The sequence below is a fragment of the Candidatus Thiodiazotropha sp. CDECU1 genome (genome assembly GCF_963455295.1).
GTDB lineage: Bacteria > Pseudomonadota > Gammaproteobacteria > Chromatiales > Chromatiaceae > Thiodiazotropha.
This window is the reverse complement of sequence record NZ_OY734020.1, coordinates 1,222,111-1,241,120: the sequence shown is the minus strand read 5'-3', so window position 1 is coordinate 1,241,120 and position 19,010 is coordinate 1,222,111. Positions and strand designations below refer to the sequence as shown.

The 19,010-nt window shown below is 53.7% G+C and carries 18 protein-coding genes; 5 read left to right on the top strand and 13 right to left on the bottom strand.

Annotation, left to right across the window (positions count from 1 at the left end):
- Positions 1–41: 41 nt before the first annotated feature.
- From soxB to R2K28_RS05670, 6 genes are all read right to left on the bottom strand, one after another.
- The gene (gene soxB, locus R2K28_RS05695; protein WP_316368398.1) at positions 42–1,817 is read right to left on the bottom strand and encodes a thiosulfohydrolase SoxB; all 1,776 of its coding nucleotides are present in this window, start codon (positions 1,815–1,817) and stop codon (positions 42–44) included.
- Between the two features lie 321 nt (positions 1,818–2,138).
- Complete coding sequence (locus R2K28_RS05690) at positions 2,139–2,753, bottom strand: response regulator transcription factor (RefSeq protein WP_316368397.1); 615 nt, start codon at positions 2,751–2,753, stop codon at positions 2,139–2,141.
- The gene (locus tag R2K28_RS05685; protein ID WP_316368396.1) at positions 2,753–4,915 is read right to left on the bottom strand and encodes a PhnD/SsuA/transferrin family substrate-binding protein; all 2,163 of its coding nucleotides are present in this window, start codon (positions 4,913–4,915) and stop codon (positions 2,753–2,755) included. Before R2K28_RS05685 ends, R2K28_RS05690 begins: the two co-directional genes overlap by 1 nt.
- A 55-nt stretch (positions 4,916–4,970) precedes the next feature.
- Positions 4,971–5,807: a deoxyribonuclease IV gene (gene nfo, locus R2K28_RS05680; RefSeq protein ID WP_316368395.1), complete on the bottom strand. Its 837-nt coding sequence runs from the start codon at positions 5,805–5,807 to the stop codon at positions 4,971–4,973.
- A gap of 107 nt (positions 5,808–5,914) precedes the next feature.
- Positions 5,915–6,541 carry a LysE family translocator gene (locus R2K28_RS05675; protein WP_316368394.1) on the bottom strand — a complete coding sequence of 209 codons (627 nt, stop codon included), beginning with the start codon at positions 6,539–6,541 and terminating at the stop codon, positions 5,915–5,917.
- A gap of 3 nt (positions 6,542–6,544) precedes the next feature.
- Entirely contained in the window at positions 6,545–7,702 is a 1,158-nt protein-coding gene (locus tag R2K28_RS05670; protein WP_316368393.1) for a glycerophosphodiester phosphodiesterase family protein, read from the bottom strand.
- Positions 7,703–7,851: 149 nt separating this feature from the next.
- On the opposite strand from R2K28_RS05670, the gene cysZ reads away from it, so the two are divergent.
- Positions 7,852–8,592 (top strand): sulfate transporter CysZ, encoded by a 741-nt coding sequence (gene cysZ, locus R2K28_RS05665; RefSeq protein WP_316368392.1) that lies wholly within the window; start codon positions 7,852–7,854, stop codon positions 8,590–8,592.
- 155 nt (positions 8,593–8,747) lie between these two features.
- Here the strand turns inward: cysZ and R2K28_RS05660 are convergent, their stop codons facing one another.
- Together R2K28_RS05660 and R2K28_RS05655 are read right to left on the bottom strand one after the other, a co-directional pair.
- Positions 8,748–9,908 (bottom strand): pyridoxal phosphate-dependent aminotransferase, encoded by a 1,161-nt coding sequence (locus R2K28_RS05660; RefSeq protein ID WP_316368391.1) that lies wholly within the window; start codon positions 9,906–9,908, stop codon positions 8,748–8,750.
- Positions 9,905–10,678: an HAD family hydrolase gene (locus R2K28_RS05655; RefSeq protein WP_316368390.1), complete on the bottom strand. Its 774-nt coding sequence runs from the start codon at positions 10,676–10,678 to the stop codon at positions 9,905–9,907. The genes R2K28_RS05660 and R2K28_RS05655 overlap by 4 nt, the downstream gene beginning before the upstream one ends.
- 335 nt (positions 10,679–11,013) lie before the next feature.
- Here R2K28_RS05655 and dksA point away from each other — a divergent pair, with 335 nt between their 5' ends.
- Both dksA and gluQRS read left to right on the top strand, forming a co-directional pair.
- A complete protein-coding gene (gene dksA / locus R2K28_RS05650) occupies positions 11,014–11,454 on the top strand; it encodes an RNA polymerase-binding protein DksA (RefSeq protein WP_316368389.1) in 441 nt (146 codons plus the stop codon).
- A 101-nt stretch (positions 11,455–11,555) separates the two neighbouring features.
- A complete protein-coding gene (gene gluQRS / locus R2K28_RS05645; protein ID WP_316368388.1) occupies positions 11,556–12,491 on the top strand; it encodes a tRNA glutamyl-Q(34) synthetase GluQRS in 936 nt (311 codons plus the stop codon).
- Here the strand turns inward: gluQRS and yjgA are convergent.
- Together yjgA and recJ are read right to left on the bottom strand one after the other, a co-directional pair.
- Positions 12,446–12,889, bottom strand: a complete 444-nt coding sequence (gene yjgA / locus R2K28_RS05640) for a ribosome biogenesis factor YjgA (protein ID WP_116447718.1) — start codon at positions 12,887–12,889, stop codon at positions 12,446–12,448. The two genes, gluQRS and yjgA, sit on opposite strands and share 46 nt — an antisense overlap.
- Positions 12,890–12,942: 53 nt before the next feature.
- Positions 12,943–14,664, bottom strand: coding sequence for a single-stranded-DNA-specific exonuclease RecJ (gene recJ / locus R2K28_RS05635; protein WP_316368387.1), 1,722 nt, complete (start codon positions 14,662–14,664; stop codon positions 12,943–12,945).
- Between the two features lie 82 nt (positions 14,665–14,746).
- Between recJ and R2K28_RS05630 the strand changes: the two genes are divergently transcribed.
- Positions 14,747–16,546 carry a BatD family protein gene (locus tag R2K28_RS05630; protein WP_316368386.1) on the top strand — a complete coding sequence of 600 codons (1,800 nt, stop codon included), beginning with the start codon at positions 14,747–14,749 and terminating at the stop codon, positions 16,544–16,546.
- A gap of 40 nt (positions 16,547–16,586) precedes the next feature.
- Here the strand turns inward: R2K28_RS05630 and R2K28_RS05625 are convergent, their stop codons facing one another.
- Together R2K28_RS05625 and R2K28_RS05620 are read right to left on the bottom strand one after the other, a co-directional pair.
- A complete protein-coding gene (locus R2K28_RS05625; protein WP_316368385.1) occupies positions 16,587–16,922 on the bottom strand; it encodes an SET domain-containing protein in 336 nt (111 codons plus the stop codon).
- A complete protein-coding gene (locus tag R2K28_RS05620) occupies positions 16,891–17,154 on the bottom strand; it encodes a hypothetical protein (protein WP_316368384.1) in 264 nt (87 codons plus the stop codon). Before R2K28_RS05620 ends, R2K28_RS05625 begins: the two co-directional genes overlap by 32 nt.
- A gap of 157 nt (positions 17,155–17,311) precedes the next feature.
- Here R2K28_RS05620 and R2K28_RS05615 point away from each other — a divergent pair, with 157 nt between their 5' ends.
- Entirely contained in the window at positions 17,312–17,935 is a 624-nt protein-coding gene (locus tag R2K28_RS05615; RefSeq protein WP_316368383.1) for a thiol:disulfide interchange protein DsbA/DsbL, read from the top strand.
- Here R2K28_RS05615 and R2K28_RS05610 read toward each other — a convergent pair.
- Positions 17,932–18,591: a glutathione S-transferase family protein gene (locus tag R2K28_RS05610; protein WP_316368382.1), complete on the bottom strand. Its 660-nt coding sequence runs from the start codon at positions 18,589–18,591 to the stop codon at positions 17,932–17,934. The genes R2K28_RS05615 and R2K28_RS05610 overlap by 4 nt on opposite strands.
- Positions 18,592–19,010 lie beyond the last annotated feature (419 nt).

Below are 19,010 nucleotides of genomic sequence, written 5' to 3'. Positions count from 1 at the left end.
CCGCACCCTACATATCATTTACGTTCATTTGCGGACTTCTTTTATCCAAGATAGTCAGCCAGCCCCGGATTATCCTTCACACCCACAAGTTTCGGTGTATTGATTTTCTTGATCTTCACCGTCTTCTGATCCCGCAGGTATTTCGCCACGGTGTCCCAGATCGGCTCACCGGGTGACTTGGAGCCGACGGTTGCCCAACCTGCGACCACGTAGTTCTTGTCCGCTTCGATCTTGGTGCCGTCGTCCAGGGTCATGTTGGAGATACGCTTGCCGAAGCCGGCGCCAGGTTCGCAGACGTAGTCGAGGCCGCCGACCCGCACCATGTCGCCCCCCTGCTGGTAATAGGGGTCCTTATTGAAGAGGTTGTCGCAGACATCCTCGAGTATCGCCTTGATATCGCTGCCCTTCATCTCCCGGCGATAGGTCTCGGGATAGGTGATACAGGTCTGGTCCATGACATTGTCCATGGTGATGGTCTGCCCCGGCATTACTGTAGTACCCCAGCGGAAACCCGGGGAGAGGGAGATCTGGGCATCGTTGACCGTGGTCAGGGCATCGCAGATGACCTGATCGAAGGTACCGTTGAAGTTGCCGCGGCGATAGAGGGTCTCCTCGGTGACCGCCAGCTTCTCCTCCAGTTTCTCCTTGTGGGGTGCACGCACCTCATCGATATAGGCCTGCATCTCCTTGTCCGCCGGCAGCAGGTTGGAAAAGATCGGCAGCAGACGATAGCGGAAATCCCGCACCTTGCCGCCCTTCACATCCAGGTCCATGACCCCGAGAAACTTACCGTTGGAACCGGCGTTGGTCACCAGGGTCTTGCCGCCGGCATTCTTCACCACTGTGGGGGCGGGCATCCCGTCATGGGTATGTCCGCCGAAGATGACATCGATACCTGAGATCCGGGAGGCCATCTTCAGATCCACGTCCATACCGTTGTGAGAGAGGACCACCACCAGGTCGGGTTTCTCATTTTCACGCACCGTATCCACCACGCCCTGCATCAATTCATCCTGGATGCCGAAGGTCCAGTCGGGAATGAAACGTTGCGGATTGGCAATCGGGGTATAGGGAAAGGCCTGACCGATCACCGCCACTCTGGCGCCGCCAACCTGCTTCATCGTATAGGGCTTGAAGGCATTCCCCTCATCCTCGTCGAAGCCCTCGAAATCGGGAAATTTGTAGTCGAACAGCGCCTCTTCGCGGACCATGACATTCTGCGCCACGAAATCACCCTTGAAGTCGGTGATATTGGAGATCACCTCTTCGTCAAGGTAGGTGAACTCCCAGTGACCGGTCATGATATCGACACCGAGCCGGTTGCAGGCACCGACCATGTCTTTACCACGGGTCCAGTAGGCAGTGCCTGAACCCTGCCAGGTATCCCCACCATCCAGCAACAGGCTGTTACCCGGACCTCTATCGTCGCGAATCCGCTGCACCAGGGTCTTCAGGTGGGCAAAACCGCCGACCCTGCCGAACTTGCCCGCGGCGGTATCGAAGTCGAGATAACTGAAGGCATGGGCCTCAATGCTGCCTGGCGTAATGCCGAAATGGTCGAGCAGTCGCTTTCCCACCAGATGGGGTGCCTTATTCAAGGCATAGCCGATACCCAGGTTGACGTTCGGCTCACGGAAGTAGATCGGATTCAACTGGGCGTGGGTATCGGTGATATGCAGCAGAGACAGATTGCCGAACTTCGGCACCTCATACAGGTCGGCCGGCTGCTTGGCGGCTGCAAAGACGGAAGAAGGCATCATACCGGCTGCGCCAGCCAGGCCCATCAGGCGAAGAAATTCGCGTCTCGAAATAGTCATTCTCTGATCCTCCGGTTATTGGATGCTGGAACATATCGACCACCGCATAGCACTCGGCAGGGTTCTCAGACTTTTTTGTAATATCACGATCGTTAAGTGGAATCCGACAAGGTTATCACAGCAGCAATCCGGGACTCCGAAAGCACAACTAAAAAACCAGCTGAATCGCCGGAAGGCGCCTGTTATCCACTACCTCCCAGCCATCCAGCCGGTCGATCCCCATTAACTTGCTCCGGACATGAAATGGGGCAGGTACTATTATGTAACTCTTTGTAGCAGCATTAAAATCCCAACATACGCGAGTGTTGGTTATGGTTTTCCTTAATCCTTTTCCAGGGTAAGCATCATACGCATCAGATGGGACAGGGAATCGGCCTGCATCTTCTCCATGACCCTGGAGCGGTGGGCCTCGACAGTGGAGAGGGTAATGCCCAACTGTTCGGAGATATTCTTGTTGCGCATACCGCTGATCACCAGATCGAGGACCTCCTTCTCCCGCGGCGTGAGCAGATTCAGGTGCTCTCGAATCTCTGACAGACGTGAGGCCTCTCCACGCCGCTCCGCATCCATCTCGATGGCGCGATGCACACTGTCGAGCAGGATCTGATCACGAAAGGGCTTTTCGATAAAATCCACTGCCCCGGCCTGTACCGCACGCACCGCCATAGGCACATCCCCATGCCCGGTAATGATGATCACAGGGGGATGAATCGGCTGCTCGGCAAGCTTCTCCTGCATATCGAGTCCGCTCATACCCGGCATACGTATATCCACCACCAGGCAACCCGGCAGAGAATCATCAAATTGTTCCAGGTAGTCACCAGCCGAAGCGTAGCAGACAACAGGCAAGCCAACCGATTCGAATAGTAATTTCAGGGCACCGCGCACCTCTTCATCATCGTCAACGACGAATACTGTCGGTTTTGACTGCTCCACTAGCTCGCCTCCGTAAATGGCAGATAGAAGTTAAACTCGGCGCCCTCCTCGTAGGCCGGATTGAGTGAGAGTTTACCACCGTGCGCCTCAATGATCCCGTAACTGATGGATAGGCCTAAGCCCATGCCTTGCGATTTTCCGGTAACGAAAGGATCAAACAGGGTATTGGCCAGTTCCGGCTTCACCCCGGGTCCGTTGTCACGCACGATCACTGCTATCGATTTGTTGCCCTTGCTCTGGGTACCGATATAGAGCTTACGCTCACCGTTATGCTTTTCGGAGAGGGACTCGATGGCGTTCCGCGCCAGGTTCAGAATCACCTGCTCAATCTGTATCGGTTGCAGTAGAATCGAGGGCAAGGGTTCATGCAGGTCGAGCTCCAGTTTTACTTCTTCCCTTCTGACGTCTGGCCAGATCAATACCGCAACCGCATTCACCAGATCGTTTATATCACCTTTGGTACGCTCCAAGGGCTCCTTGCGAACAAGCCGTCGCAGTTGCCGAATGATCTCTCCGGCGCGATCCGCTTGAGAGGTGATGCGCTCCATCACGTCGACACAGACATCGATATTTGAACTATCCGTTTCCAGGAGTCGGATGCTCGCCTGGGCATTTGTGGAGATCGCTGTCAGCGGCTGGTTGAGCTCATGCGCGATGCCCGAGGCCATCTCACCCAAGGTACTCAGGCGCCCCGCCCTGGCCAGTTCTATTTGATGCTGACGCGCCTCTTCCTCGGCCCGTTTCCGGCGGGTTATATCACGAAATACCACCACACTCCCCACTGTTTTGCCGCTGTCATCCCATATGGGGGTACTGCTGTACTCCACCGGAAAACTAGTACCATCCTTGTGCCAGAAGACATCGTCGGAGACATAGCGTGCCTGGTTCTCACGGAAGGTCTGGTAGACCGGACACTCATCAGCCTTGTGCGGTGAGCCGTCCGCATGGGTATGGTGGAGAATCTCATGCTGATTTCGGCCGATGACATCGAATGCCTTCCAGCCAGTGATGCGTTCCGCCGCACGATTGAAAAACGTGGATCGGCCGTGCAGATCTACACCGTATATACCATCCGCCACCGAATCCAGTATCAGTTCGTGCTGCATCTCGAGGCGCTCTTTTGCCTTCTTGATCGCCTGGTTGAGACGCATTACCCAGAGGGTCATGACGATCATGAACAGCAGCATCATCAATCCAACCAGAAACCAGTACCAATAGCGGCTGATCGCATCCGAAAAGGTAAACTTGCCAAGATACTGGTAGGGCGGCAGCTTGAGAGTCATGAAAAGATCGTGTACCGGTTGGTAATCGAGGGGTATGGTCCAACCGGCATAGTTACCGGCAAGGGCAGCGGCATGGTCATGGTGCATATTCAACAGCGCCACCACCACCTTCTGCGCCAAGCTGTCAGGGGTGTGGGCCACTTTACTGAATGGCCACTCAGGATAGAGGCGGGTACTCAGGGCGAACGGAAACTCAGCCACGGTTTGTGGATTGACGATACGAAAATCATCCAGATCGATGGTGCCGGCGGTTGCCATACGCTCCAGGATGTCGGTACGCACAGTCCCGAAATCGACCTCCCCATTGAGCACCGCCATCACCACCCGGTCGTGTATACCACCAAACCGTAGTGCCTTCAGATCACTGTAGGGATCTATCCCTTTCTCCACCATCTCCCGCATCGCCATCTGAAAGCCACCCAAAGAGGTGGTATCGACCGCCATCATAGTGTGGCCGCGTAGATCCTCGAGGGTATTGATCTCCGGATGATCCTTGCGGGTGAAGATGACACCACCAAAAATCTTGTACGGCACATCATTGCGCCGATTATAGAGTGTGGCGATCCGGGAGACACGATAACTGACTTCAAGATTGACATAGATACCGGGATTGACCAGCACAAAATCGATCTCCCCTTTCTCCACTGCCGGATTGACCTCATCGAATTTCAAAGGCTGGATAACAAACTTGTGGGTGGGTATGTGGTAGCTGAGAAAGTGGGCGGTGGGGCTCCACATTCTCAATGTGGCCTTATCACCACGATGACTCAGCACACCGATTCGTACCACTTCCTCTTCGGCCTGCAGCGGCGCGATGTAGAGTGACAGAAGAACCAGAATAAACAGCCATAATTTGTGGTTTAACTGAAGTGTTGCCATGCAGTGAGGGTATGTGAATTCCATATTGCTGACAAGGGAGAGTTATTAGCGCAAGTCAGATGGCGTAGAGAGCGGCTATCTCCTCTTTCCATAGCGTATCGTCGATCGTCTCCAAGACCATTGGTATATCTTCGAATCTTGGATCGTGCATGATATAGCGAAACACCTCCCAACCCAGCTTACCCTGACCCAAACTATGGTGACGATCGACCCTGGCACCCAGGTCCGGCTTACTGTCGTTGAGGTGCATGGCGCGTAAATATTGGAAACCCACAACCCGTTCGAATTCGGCGAATGTCGTATCACAGGCCGATTCAGTTCTTAGGTCGTATCCGGCTACAAAGGTATGACAGGTATCGAGACAGACACCGACCCGGCTCTTATCCTCGACTGCATCGATGATCGCCGCCAGGTGTTCGAATCTATACCCCAGGGTACTCCCCTGACCTGCTGTATTTTCGATCACCGCAGTTATACCCTGGGTCTGACTCAGTACCAGGTTAATCGATTCGGCAACCCGTTGCAGGCTCTCCTCCTCACTGATTTTCCTCAGTGTCGCGCCTGGATGAAAGTTGAGCAGTGACAGGCCAAGCTGTTCACAACGCTGCATCTCATCCAGGAAGGCCGTTCTCGATTTTTCCAGACCCTCCTCTTCGGGATGTCCCAGGTTGATAAGGTAGCTGTCATGGGGCAGTACATGCTCGGCAGCGATAGCCGCTCGATCGAGATTCTCCCTAAAGGCCAGGATTGATTTGTCAGTCAAGGGTTTGGCATGCCACTGGCGCTGATTCTTGGTAAACAGGGCAAATGCCTTGGCACCGATCTCCTGCGCATTTAACGGTGCATTTTGCACACCACCGGAAGCACTGACATGGGCACCAATATATTTCATTGTGATATACCTTTTTCACTAAAACGGACGACAGATCATGGTGCGGCAAGCCGCACCCTACGCCTCGCTTGCCTATGGGGTGCGGCTTGCTGCACCGTATAACCTGATCAAAACTGCTCTGCCAGCAGCAGCTTCATGGCGAGGATGCAAAAGATTACTGCTGCGACACGATGCATGGTGCGCTGCGCCACATCGGAGCGCTTGATCCATGGACTGATGATCCCCGCCAGTTCGGCAATAGCGCCAAAAACCAACAGTGTAGCCAGAATAAAAACAAAGCCAAAACTTATCATTTGCAGCACTATTGGACCGGCGCCAGGTAGCGTGAACTGAGGTAGCAGGGCGAGAAAAAAGAGTGAGACCTTGGGATTGGTTACATTCATAATAATTCCCCGCCGATAGATCGACCAGGGCGAAAGCTTTACCTGATCCTGCAGCGGTAATCGACTGTTGGATCGCTGAATGAAACGCCAGGCCAAGTAGAACAGATATGCGGCACCAACTATTTTCAGCAGATTGAACGCCATTTCGGATGTCTGAAACAGCGCAGCCACACCAAGTGAAACCGCAGCAGTGTGTACCAGCAGTCCGGTGCAAAAACCCAGGGTCGCATACCATCCCGTCACTCTTCCGTGGAGTGCTGAATGGGTTAGAACAAACAGATTATCAGGCCCGGGAACAAGTGCCAGAACAACCGCCGTGGCAAACAATGCTAGTAGGTTTTGCAGCATCATAGATCAATATGAAGGTTTGACACTTTGCAGATACAGACGCCTGGCCTCAACCCCTATATCCGGCTGATTGAAAAATATCCCATCCACACCTCGCTCAAAAAGTTGCATGGCCTGGCTTTTCAACCTCTCCCGCCATGCGCTATTTCGTGATTGGGTAGAGGAGACTGTTTCACACAATGGATAGGCATGCACCTGCATGTCACACTTGCGCGCATAGTCAACAATAGAGGAATCTACCAGCATAGTATTTGATATCAGGTTATCGATCCACATGGCAATCCCGGTTGCATAGTGTTGAGCCATCCAATCGATTGCATCTGGTAGTGAGAGTGCCTGATAACCTCGCTGAGTCAATCCCTCTACAATCTCGGGGAGTTCAGCATAATATTTCTCGAGATCGTCTCTTCGATTGCGATGGTAGATAAAATCATAGGGTATGGAGAAATTACCTTCAGGGAGTATCAACTCCCCTGCTATATTTCCCAGCAGTTGGATCAACGGAAGCTCAACCCCATAATCGGGCATGATCTGATCATGCAGTTCTATCAGGTTGGCAACCTCAAAAGATTGAATAAAGATACGCTCGGGTGATGTAAACGACTCTTGCTGCAGCACTTCAATCAACATCCGGCCAATCGATTTCCGGATAGGCGTTCCGTCAAGATAGTGCCCATCCATTGCATAGTAGGTCGGTAACTTTGTCTCCACATAGATACCGACCTTCAAGCCACTCTTATTCTCCTCATCCCTGACTAATGCGAGGATCTCTTCAAGGGTGGGAATTGGCAACGGTCCTGGGTCTGAATCTGCCAACCGGTAACTATCGGCTTGATTACAAACACAGGCCAGGCGTTTTATCTCCGCAAGTTCGAAGTCTTCACAAAACCACCCTTGTCGCTGCATCCCGTCAACCAGCTTGGTGGTATAACGATCGGCATACTCAGGATGCTGCGCAATATCGGTGGAGCAGCCCAACTCATTGTCATGGCGTGCAATAAGCCGACCATCCCGGGTCAAAACCAGATCGGGCTCGATGAAATCAGCATCCATCCCGATCGCCAACCGATAGGATGCCAGGGTATGTTCCGGAAGATATCCGCATGCGCCACGGTGGCCGATGACCAGTGGTCTAAGTTCCTCTTCTGTTGCTAACCGCTTCATTGAAAATGTTTCTTTGCAGCTCGTAGTGAAAAAGGTGCTGGGCGCTGAGGTGACATTTGGTTAACTCATCACAACCAGTGCGCATCTTTTATGACATTAGGTTATATTTGATCGTTTATAAATGGATTGAGGAATTCAGGATTGCAAACATGGTGAAAAACCCACTCGCAGGTGCAAGCTATTTACTCAGGGGACTCGGTTTGCTGAACAAACCCGGTCTGCGCCCTTTTGTATTGATTCCGCTGACCATCAATATCATCGTCTTCAGCTTACTGATCTGGCTTGGTATCGATCAATTCGAACAGCTGATGGACCGTTTCCTTCCCGATGACGAGAGCTGGCTCGCCTGGCTGCGCTGGTTGTTGTGGCCACTGTTTGCCATCACCCTGCTATTGATTATCTTCTATACCTTTACCGTTATTGCCAACCTCATCGCCTCTCCCTTCAATGGGCTTCTGGCGGAAAAGGTGGAACTCTACCTGGGAGGCGAGCTTCCGCATCAGCCAACCGGGGCGAAACAGATGGTCAAGGATGTGGTGCCTTCGCTGCTGTCGGAACTGCGCAAACTGCTCTATTTTCTCCTGCGTGCCATCCCCCTGTTGATACTTTTCCTGATACCCGGCATCAATATCCTGGCACCCTTTCTTTGGATGGCCTTCAGCGCCTGGTTTCTCGCCGTGGAGTATGGCGACTACCCGATGGCCAATCACAAGCTGGCCTTTAAACAGCAGCACACCCGCTTGAAACAGGCCCGTTTCTCATCCCTCACCTTCGGTGGCGGCTTGACCTTGATGATGATGATACCCATCCTCAACTTCGTTGCCATGCCGGCTGCCGTCGCCGGCGCCACCCTCTTCTGGCACGAACGCCTGCGGCATATCAAGAGTTGACTCCGTGTAGGGTGCGGCTTGCCGCACCGATAGCCGATGTAATTGTTTGTATAGGCTATTGGCATCGTTAGGGTAACGGTGTGGCAAGCCGCACCCTACACTCTTAAATCGTATTTGCGTATATTCGCTTTCATTTGCGGACTTAATTTCATTTTTCAGCTTGCGAGGAAGCCTCTGATGCGTTCAACCCCCTGCTGAAGGCGCTCCAGGTCGGTGGTGTAGGCGAAGCGCAGGTGGGATTTTGGCTGATTGAAGCCGAAATCCAGTCCGGGAGTGACCGCCACACCCGCCTCATGCAGCAGCCGCTGGGCAAAAGCCTGGCTGTCGTCACACATATCACCACAACCCGCATAGAGATAGAAGGCTCCCTGGGGCGTTACCGGTATGGAGAATCCCAGCTGGCGCAAGGCCGGCAGCAGAAAGTCACGCCGTGCCCGGAAGGCTTGGCGACGTTGCTCCAGAATCTCCATCACTGCCGGCGAGAAGGCGCTCAAAGCGGCATGTTGAGAGAGGGTCGGTGCCGAGAGGAAGATGTTCTGGGCCAGGCGATCGATAGCATCGATGAAGCTGTCGGGGGCAACCAACCAGCCGAGTCGCCAACCGGTCATGCCGAAAAATTTTGAAAAGCTGTTGATGACGAACAGGTTGTCGGCAAACCGAAGCGCCGTACCCCCCACTTCGTCATAGACCAATCCCTGGTAGATCTCATCGACGATCAATACTCCCCCCAAACGTTCCACCGTGGCGTGCAGCTTTCGCATCGCTTCATCGCCGATCAAGGTACCGGTCGGATTGGAGGGTGATGCCACCAACACCGCCTTGGTATCCTCACGCCAGGCCTGCTCCACCATCTCTGCTGTCAACTGGTAACCTGTCTCCGGACCCACATTCAGGGCCACAGGTATCCCATCCACCAACTCCACGAAGTGACGGTTGCAGGGATAGCCGGGATCGGCAAGCAATACCGACTCACCCGGATTGATCAGCACGCTCATGATCAGTTGCAGGGCACCGGAAGATCCGGGCGTGACCACCACCCGCTGCGGATCGATATCGGTGGCATAGTGATCCCGGTAGTGATCGGCGATCGCCTGGCGCAGGGCCGGCAGGCCTCTTGCGGGGGTATAGTGGACATCCCCCGTCGCCAGTGCAGCCTGACCCGCGGCGACGACCGGCGCCGGTGTATCGAAATCGGGCTCACCGATCTCCATATGGATGATGCTGCGACCGTCTGCCTCCATGCGCCGGGCCTGGGCCAACAGATCCATTACGTAGAAGGGGGCGATGCGTTGCATGCGCCGGGCAATGGCGCTCATGGGTCAGATCTGCCATGCAGGGCCCGCAGCAAGCCAAGATCGACAAATCTATGCCCATCCGCCTCACCGGATCTCACCAGAAAGGGCTGGTCGGGCTCACCGAACTGATCCACCACCAGGCTAGCCCCGCTAAAATCATCCTCAGCGGTATAACCGTTGGTGGTTACCAGAATCGAGTCGATGGCGGCATGGCTGGCGGATTGCACCCCATTGTGGGAGTCTTCGAGGGCGAGACAGGCACCCGCCTGCAGACCCATGCGCTGCATCGCCCAGAGATAGATGTCAGGTGCCGGTTTTTTTGCCGCCACAATATCCCCCGCCGCAATCACCTCGAACCAGCTCTCCGCGTCGGGGTCAAGACTGTGCTGCAGCAGGGCGCTGACATTGGCCGGTGTGGTGGTGGTGGCAATCGCCAGGCGCAGCCCCGCCTGCCGCGCTTCATGCAGCAGGCGCTTCACACCGCTGCGCATCGGTATCAAGCCTTGTGACAACATGCGGGTGTAGTGCTGCGTCTTACTGGCATGCAGTGCAGCTATAAATCCATCGAGATCATCCTGTCTTGGGTAATCTTGATTGTAGTGATCCAGATAGTGGCGGATTCGCTCTTTGCCACCGGTGACGGCCAGCAGTTTGCCATATAGCGCAACCGACCACTGCCAGTCCAATCCCGCCTCTTCAAAGGCCCTGTTGAAGGCCACCCGGTGCCCGTCACGCTCGGTATCGGCGAGGGTACCATCCACATCAAATATCAATGCCTCTAATTCAGCCATTACTCCACCCTAAAAAACCAAAAAACTAAGGTATTCTCCAGCCGGGACGCTAGTCTAACTGCGCCAGTCAAACAATAAACGGTCGTTCTGAACCATTTGTCGGCGATGGCGTACAAGCTTACCTACAGGAGAATGGCGTGCAAAGTGGTCTGAAAAGGTAAAATCCACGCAATTCCTGCCCTGAGGCAAGCATTATGTCTATATTGACCTTTATTTTCAGGCGATATGGACCAATCTTATAGATGGGAAGATGATTAACAATGCGGAGCCCAATTTGTTGTTTCGTTCTTTCCTTTCTGGTATAGATATGCGCCTTCACTGAAGAGGTACCATGAATGGCCCAGAAGAAAGCCGATACACAGGGGGCGAAATCCTTCGGAATCGAGCCCTATAAGTCCGCCAAGGGCGAAGAGTATATGAGTGATCCACAGGAGGCTCATTTCCGCTCCATCCTGGACGCATGGAAATCCAACCTGATGCAAGAGGTCGACCGTACCGTGCACCATATGCAGGATGAGGCCGCCAATTTTCCCGATCCCAACGATCGGGCGACCCAGGAATCGGAATTCAGCCTGGAGCTGCGCACCCGTGACCGAGAGCGCAAATTGATCAAAAAGATCGATGAGGCCCTGGAGAAGCTCGACAACCATGATTATGGTTTTTGTGAGTCCTGTGGTGTGGAGATCGGGATCAGGCGACTGGAGGCCCGTCCCACGGCAACCCAGTGTATCGATTGTAAGACCCTGGATGAGATTCGCGAAAAACAGATGGGGTAACCGCCTCCTCATTGTGTCTCACGAAAAACCGGCCACAGCCGGTTTTTCTGTTTTTGATGACTGCTCCACCTGCGTGAAACCTTTATCAAATAGTGGCAAAGATGCCCGATCTAGCAGAAAATAGCGGCTATCGGGGTCGTTTTGCCCCCTCTCCCACTGGCGAACTCCATTTCGGCTCCCTGGTCGCGGCACTGGGTAGCTACCTGGATGCCCGCAGTCAAAACGGGGAGTGGTATGTGCGCATGGAAGACCTGGATCGAACCCGGGAGGTAAAAGGTTCCGCCAAATCGATCCTGTTATCGCTGGAGAGCATGGGCTTCTGCTGGGACGGTGAGATCGTCTATCAGAGCCAGCGTACCGAGGCCTATGCGGAAGCGGTCGACTGGCTGATTCAGGCGCAACACGCCTATCCTTGCGGTTGTTCCCGCAAGATGATCGAAAAGCAAGCCAAGTATGGCGAGGAGGGTGCAATCTACCCCGGTATCTGCCGAAATGGTGTACCAAAAGGGAGAACAGGAAGAAGCGTACGGGTCTTTACCACCGATGAGAAGATCGCTATCGAGGATAGTGTCCAGGGCAGCATCAGCCAGCAGATCAACCGGGAGATAGGCGATTTCGTGATTCGGCGTGCCGATGGCTTTCATGCCTATCAACTCGCTGTGGTGATCGATGACGCCTGGCAGGGTATTACAGCTGTCATTCGGGGCGCCGACCTGCTCAGCTCCACCCCAAGACAGCACTATCTGCAACAGCTGCTGCGGCTCCCCAGTCCCATTTACGCCCACCTCCCAGTGGCGGTGGATGAGCAGGGTCGAAAACTGAGTAAGCAGTTCAAGGATGCCCCGGTAAATCCCAAACAGCCCATAGATGCCCTCTTACACGCCTACGCTTTTCTCAATCAAGCGTTGCCGCCACAGCGCCCCGAGAGCCTTGAGGGGTTCTGGGAATGGGCAATCTCGCACTGGTCTTTGAGCCAAATTCCCGCACAACTTCAGATTCCGGCCACCTCGCGCAGGAATTTGAACAACTTACGATAAGCCACTGGAGGACGCTCCGTTTCGCGCTCCCGTCGTGCGGCCTGAAGCAACTGTCGCAGCCTTTGACGATCCGCAGCAGGATAACGTTGCATAAACTCCCCGAACGCCTCACTCTCCTCATCCAGCAACCTCTCCCGCCACCGCTCCAGGGCATGGAACCGGTTGACATCGGCCTGGTGCTGATTATCCAAATCACCTATCACCTGCCTGATCGAATCAAGATCCTCATTGCGCAGCAGCTTTCCCAAGCGCCGGTAGTGCCGACGCAGGGCATTCAGTGACTTGATCCGTTTGCTCTCCTGCAGCGCCTCTTGCAGGACACTACTCAGTTGCATCCGCGTCAACAGCGCGGGTGAGAGAGTCGTGAGACGCTCGCCGAGATCCTGCAGGGCAAGCATCTCGCGTTTAATCTCACTCTTACTGGGTCCCTCGAACCCCTCTTCCTGCTCGTCTAGTTTATCGATTGGATAGTCTCCACAATCAATTGCGGCGTTCGCTTGCCGCGAAACTCATTTACATCCAGCCGGTAGGTCATCTGTACCCGAAGCTCGGGATCGGCCAAGGGTGGCTGATTGAAGGCGATGGCATCGATTGTCCAGGCACAATTGGCGGATGACAACTCCAATTTGAGATGATGCTCGCCCACCACACGTTGCTGCTGGAGAGAAAAGCAGCCCTCGAACAGCGGCTCTGGGAATCCCTGTCCCCAGGGCCCACCGTTGCGCAGGATTTCCGCCATCTCCAGGTTCATCTCGTCCGGAGACAGCTCCCCATCGGTGAACACTACCCCTTGCAGCATCTCCGGGCTCAACTGATCTGCTATCTGCTGCTCAAATAGCTGTTTGAATCGGGGATAGTCCGCCTCAGCAAGGGTCAGCCCGGCAGCCATCGCATGCCCGCCAAAACGGGTGATCATAGCGGGATTGCGGGTGGCGATATCTGCCAGCAAGTCACGCATATGCAACCCGGTGATGGAGCGCGCTGAACCCTTGATTACCCCCGCATCCCCTCTTGCAAAAGCGATCACCGGGCGATGGTACTGGGCCTTGATACGGGATGCCAGGATACCCACCACTCCCTGGTGCCAAGCCTCATCATAGAGACAGAGCCCTGCCGGCAGCCCACCATCGGCACTCAGCTGTAACTGCTGCAGCAGATCATCTGCCTGGATTTTCATGCTCTGCTCAATCCCCCGCCGTTCCTGGTTGAGCCGATCAAGCTCCATTGCCATCTGCCGGGCCGCACTCGACGAGTCGCTAAGCAGGCATTCGATACCGAGTCCCATATCATCCAGGCGTCCTGCAGCATTCAGACGGGGGCCTAATGCGAAACCGATATCCGAGGCTATGATATTGGACAAGGATCGTTTGGCGACTTCCGCCAGCGCGCGTATACCGGGGCGACAAGCCCCGGCCCGGATGCGTCTCAAACCCTGGGCCACCAGCACCCGGTTGTTGTAGTCGAGGGGCACCAGATCACAGATGGTGCCGAGTGCAACCAGGTCGAGCCATTGTGCTGGATTGGGCTCTTTCAGTCCCTGCTGTTCAAACCAGCCGACACCCTTCAGCTTTCGGGCCAGGGCCGCCATCAGATAGAAGATCACTCCGACCCCCGCAAGATGCTTGCTGGGAAATTGATCATCGGGCTGATTCGGGTTGACGATGGCAGCTGCGGCAGGCAGTTGCTCAGGAGGCAGATGGTGGTCGGTGATAATTACGGGAATCCCCAGCTCATTCGCCCTCGCCACACCCGACAGGCTGGAGATTCCGTTATCCACGGTGATAATCAGCCCCGGTTCTCTGCTGGCCGCCATATCAACCAGTTCCGGGGTCAGTCCATAACCGAAATCGAATCGGTTCGGCACCAGATAAGAGAACTCTTTTGCACCAAAGGCGTCCAGGGCCAACATCGCCAGGGCAGTACTCGTAGCCCCATCTGCGTCGTAATCCCCAACGATCAGGATCGATTTCTCAAGTCTAAGGGCATCATGCAGCAAATCTGCTGCATGGGTGATCCCTTTCATCCGGCTCACTGGTGCCATGTGGGCAAGCTCGAGCTCGAGTTCCCTATCCCTTAACAACCCCCTGGCGCTGTAAATCCGCTTCATGAGCGGATGGGTGGACGCCGACAACAGACTTGGTTCAGCCGGAAGCGGACGCTGCAGGATCTTCACAATATCAATTTCCCCTGGAAACTTATGCTTGTTGCCCCCATCTAATGGGATGGCTCATTATACAGCCCAAGTAGTCTAAAAAATGAAGCATAGTCAGATGCTGTTGAAAAAGATGTTGCTGATAAAACCATCAATCAAGTCATCGTTGAATGGTCTGTTGATCATTCTTCTGCTGCTCTCGTCCCCCGTCGATGCCGAGGTGGCCGCCATACTCTCAAGCAATAGCACCGGTGTGGATCAGCCGGTTCGGCTGACCCTGCAGATGGAGGGTGATCAAGAGATGACGCCGGACCTGGGCCAATTGGAGCAGCTGTTCGAGATCATCGGTCGCTCAACTCAACAGAGTATTTCAATCATCAATGGCAAGATGTCAGCCAAACGCTCACTGACTCTGACCTTGTTGCCCAAGCAGACAGGTACCATCGAGATTCCACCCATCCGCATCGGTAACGAGTCGACCCAGGCACTTGTACTGGAAGTTGCGGAGCAACCCCAACACCAAATAGAGGCGGAAAAAGAGCAGGTGCTTGTGGAACTGAGCCTGAACAAATCCCGGGCCTATATCGAGGAGGAGGTCATCCTCACACTCAAGCTCTATCAGGCCCCAGGCATACACGGTGAATCCCTGGATATGCCCCAGGCCTCGATGCCCGACACCCAGTTGAAGCTGCTCCATGAGGAGCGTTATTCCAGCGAGCGGGATGGGATACAGTTCAATGTGATTGAGCGCAAATATGCAGTATTTGCCTACCAGAGCGGCCGGCTTGAGATCGGCGGGGTTAAATATCGCGGTCGCAGTGGTGGCAACAGACTCTTTTCGTTCCTAAACGACCCCTTTAGCACACCACAGCAAGAGGTGCGCATCTTCACCAGCAAATCGAACCAGGTTGTGCTTGAGATTATACCGATACCCGAATCCTATAGCGGTGATCGTTGGTTGCCGGCGAAAAACCTTCAGATTGTGGAGAGCGGACTCATACAACAGAGCCCAATCCTCGCTGGTAAGCCCCTGGTCAGGCGTATCATGGTGTTAGCAGACGGCTTGTCTTCGGCCCAGCTACCGACCATTGAGCAGACCCTGCCGGAGGGTATCAAAAGCTACCAGGAGCGACCTGAGTTGAAAGAGACGCCGACCAGAACCGGTATCAGCAGCAGCCGCCAAAACAGCATGACACTGATCGCAACCGAACCAGGTCAATACGATCTGCCGGCGGTTGAAATCCCATGGTGGAATACCGAAACCGGGCGCCAGGAGACAGCCCGTCTAGACGCGGTCAGCATAGATGTCATGCCTAATCCCGGCGCCACTCCCGGATTGCAACAGCAACAACCACAATTGCCCCAGTTATCCACCCAACAGGTGGGTCAGGACGAAACCAATACGACGCTCGCAACCGACAATCAATCCGCTACGGCCCCTGTCAGCCAAGAGGTGCATTGGCTGGTTTGGCTGTTTGGCATCGCCTGGATCCTGACCCTGTTCGCCTGGTGGCACACACGGCGTAACAGACCTGCGCAGCAGCCACGACCCATCCCCACTGCGGAACAGGAAAAGGTCGATCCCAGCAGGCAGGCTATCGCAGAGGCACTGCTGGAACTGGAGCAGGCCTATGCCGAGAAAGACGCCGTATCCGCAAGATCCGCCTGGCTGGCATGGGCACAACTGCAGTGGCCGGAAACTCCGCCGCACAATTTGACCCGCTTGGCCAGCCGTTGTGATGAAGCGGTTTCCGAGGCGGTTCACAGCCTGGAACGCGCCCTCTACAGCCCCATGGATGAAAGCGGATGGACGGAGTATGCGATACGCGAGTTGGTTGAACAGATGCAACAGGAAAGGCCTTCCCACAAGCAATCTGATGGACTGGTTCCGTTGAATCCCTAGGGTTTAATATCCATCGGGTACTTGAGTGAGAACGGAGTGCCTAATCCTCGTCCCAGCCACCATAATCGAAGGTGATCTCATCATGGGGCTGGATATCCTGCACGGCGTAGAGATCAAAGCCGTCGAACTCGGCATTGCCTTCATCCTGATGGTTGAGATAGCGCAACAGATTCCGGCCGCTACGCCCCTCCGGTTCCTTGCCATCCTCGAACACCCAAAGCACATAGGTACCGTCCCGCTTCACGACAGGGCCTTGATAGGTTCCAATAAAATCCCCTTTGTTGATAGCTATTTTTGCAAATAGGCCGTTACCATGGATCGAGGACGGTGCGCGATAAACTATATTACCTAGACGTATTTTTCTTTCTATGCTCATGCTTTATATCGTTTTTATTACTCGATTGGGGTTGTACGACAGGGCATCCATCACCATACACAGCCATGATGGATCGTAACTCCTTGAGCACCATCTGGCGGGCTATCTCATCCAGATCCTTCAACTCAGGCAGAACCACCCCCTGGCTTAACAATCGCATATCCTCCCGTACCGATTTACAGCCCTTTTCGCAAATGGCTTCGATGTACGGCTCTATCAATCTGCTTCCCATGAACCCCAGCTCACATAGACTTGCTTCAAATCTGAGTTAGTATATGCCCTGACAGGCTTTATATACCGTACCGGGAACCATACTGCTATTCAAATTTCTAATAGGTTCCAATAGGATTCAATCCTGAACTTTTTGTTTACTGACTGAAGGACATAATATGCCCTGGAACTATCGAATTTTAGTACTTCTGCCCCTATTGATATTTCATACAGCTCATGCCGAATGGGGGGAAGGCTGGGACCCCATAGACCCCCCCGTAGCCACAACCGCACCTGATGGCAAGATAGAGGTGATCGAATTCTTCTGGTACGGATGCCCCCATTGCTATCAGATGGAGCCTCAGCTCGAGGCTTGGCTGGAGAACAAGCCGGAAAATGTATCCTTTGTCCGGGTACCTGCACCATTGAACAATAAATGGACAGTCCACGCCCAATTCTACTACGCTGCTGAAATCCTGGGACTCACTGAAAAGCTTCACGAGCCTCTATTCGAGGCAATGCATGTCAAGAAACGTAAGCTCTACGACAAAGATTCGCTTATCGACTTCGCAGTGGAACAGGGGGTAGATAAACAGAAATTTGTCGATGCCTTAAACTCATTCGGGGTCTATGTGAAGGTGCAAAATGCGAGAAAACTGGGCCAGCGCTATCAATTGGACGGCGTCCCGGCAATGGGTATCAACGGCAAATATAAAACCAGTGGCAGCCTTGCCGGCAGTTATAACAAAATGTTTGAGATTGTTTCCCGGTTGGTTGCGGAAGAGTCCAAAGTCACCCCTTAGAGGGCATTGGCACTAACCAGCCAGGCGCCCTTTTTCTCCAAGTAGCGCCTGAATTGTTCGTTAAAGTCTTCGACTACCGAGCCATTCACACAAGGCAGAGAGGAGAGCCTCTCTGCCCATTCGGCCACAGGCCCCGGATAGTCAATTCTCACCAATGGATTCATTCCAGCTAGCAGGTCGAGTCGCATGAAGAGTGGGGCAAAGGCCGCATCAACCAGGGAAAAGTGGGCTGGTCCGCCAAATAACCCCTGTTCCAGGGGGGGTAGCAAGTGCAGCAGACCGGCCTCCAGGTGCCTCTTTCTCTCATCCATCGTCTCCACGTCAGGCGCCATCGCCATCCCATGTTGCGCTACCAGCAGACTGGAACCTAACTCAATCCAGGCCTTATGTTGCGCCCGTTTCAGGTTATCTTGTGGCTGCAAGCTGGGTAAAAAGCTCTCGTCAAGAAATTCCAGAATGACGGCCGATTCAAACAATACCTCACCATCCACCAACATCAGCGGCACCTTCCCCATAGGTGAAAGCTGGTGAAACCAGGCTGGTGGTTGTTCCAGATCGATATACTCGATCTGATACTGAATCTGCTTCTTCTCGAGCAGTATTACGGATCGCTGTACGTAGGGGCACAATAGAAAGCTGACCAGTTTGATTATCACTTGGCTGTTAATCTCACTTTTTTTTATATTACAATAAGTTAAATAAATTATTATCAGAACAAATCTAAAATCCCCAGTCGCTAACACCTAAAGTACTTAAGGTATTTTACAATCTGGTACAAATTCTGTATTTTGTTGTCAAATCAGCCGTCTACGTAGTTTATGGATGTTCATAAAGATGCAGCATCACTGGATGTGAAGCACCACCCCGAGAAACATGCGCTCGTTACTATCCTTGGATAGAGGATAGGGTTAAAGGACTTCCAACTGGATTGATCTGTGGCAATTGAGTTGACGCCCCTAGTGCCGATTATATCGATATGCAGATGGATAAACCTCTCTATTAGTAGATCAGATGAGAAAAGTGACTATCCTCTACCCTTATGAGTAATAGATAAAGCCACGGTAGTACTATCAAT

Excerpts from the sequence above, each read along its gene's own strand:
- R2K28_RS05615 (WP_316368383.1), top strand. The coding sequence starts at position 17,312 with ATGCCCTGGAACTATCGAATTTTAGTACTTCTGCCCCTATTGATATTT.
- cysZ (WP_316368392.1), top strand. The coding sequence starts at position 7,852 with ATGGTGAAAAACCCACTCGCAGGTGCAAGCTATTTACTCAGGGGACTC.
- gluQRS (WP_316368388.1), top strand. The coding sequence starts at position 11,556 with ATGCCCGATCTAGCAGAAAATAGCGGCTATCGGGGTCGTTTTGCCCCC.
- nfo (WP_316368395.1), bottom strand. The coding sequence starts at position 5,807 with ATGAAATATATTGGTGCCCATGTCAGTGCTTCCGGTGGTGTGCAAAAT.
- R2K28_RS05625 (WP_316368385.1), bottom strand. The coding sequence starts at position 16,922 with ATGAGCATAGAAAGAAAAATACGTCTAGGTAATATAGTTTATCGCGCA.
- R2K28_RS05685 (WP_316368396.1), bottom strand. The coding sequence starts at position 4,915 with ATGGCAACACTTCAGTTAAACCACAAATTATGGCTGTTTATTCTGGTT.
- dksA (WP_316368389.1), top strand. The coding sequence starts at position 11,014 with ATGGCCCAGAAGAAAGCCGATACACAGGGGGCGAAATCCTTCGGAATC.
- R2K28_RS05630 (WP_316368386.1), top strand. The coding sequence starts at position 14,747 with ATGAAGCATAGTCAGATGCTGTTGAAAAAGATGTTGCTGATAAAACCA.
- soxB (WP_316368398.1), bottom strand. The coding sequence starts at position 1,817 with ATGACTATTTCGAGACGCGAATTTCTTCGCCTGATGGGCCTGGCTGGC.
- R2K28_RS05670 (WP_316368393.1), bottom strand. The coding sequence starts at position 7,702 with ATGAAGCGGTTAGCAACAGAAGAGGAACTTAGACCACTGGTCATCGGC.
- R2K28_RS05655 (WP_316368390.1), bottom strand. The coding sequence starts at position 10,678 with ATGGCTGAATTAGAGGCATTGATATTTGATGTGGATGGTACCCTCGCC.
- R2K28_RS05660 (WP_316368391.1), bottom strand. The coding sequence starts at position 9,908 with ATGAGCGCCATTGCCCGGCGCATGCAACGCATCGCCCCCTTCTACGTA.
- R2K28_RS05675 (WP_316368394.1), bottom strand. The coding sequence starts at position 6,541 with ATGATGCTGCAAAACCTACTAGCATTGTTTGCCACGGCGGTTGTTCTG.
- yjgA (WP_116447718.1), bottom strand. The coding sequence starts at position 12,889 with ATGCTTGCCCTGCAGGATCTCGGCGAGCGTCTCACGACTCTCTCACCC.
- R2K28_RS05620 (WP_316368384.1), bottom strand. The coding sequence starts at position 17,154 with ATGGGAAGCAGATTGATAGAGCCGTACATCGAAGCCATTTGCGAAAAG.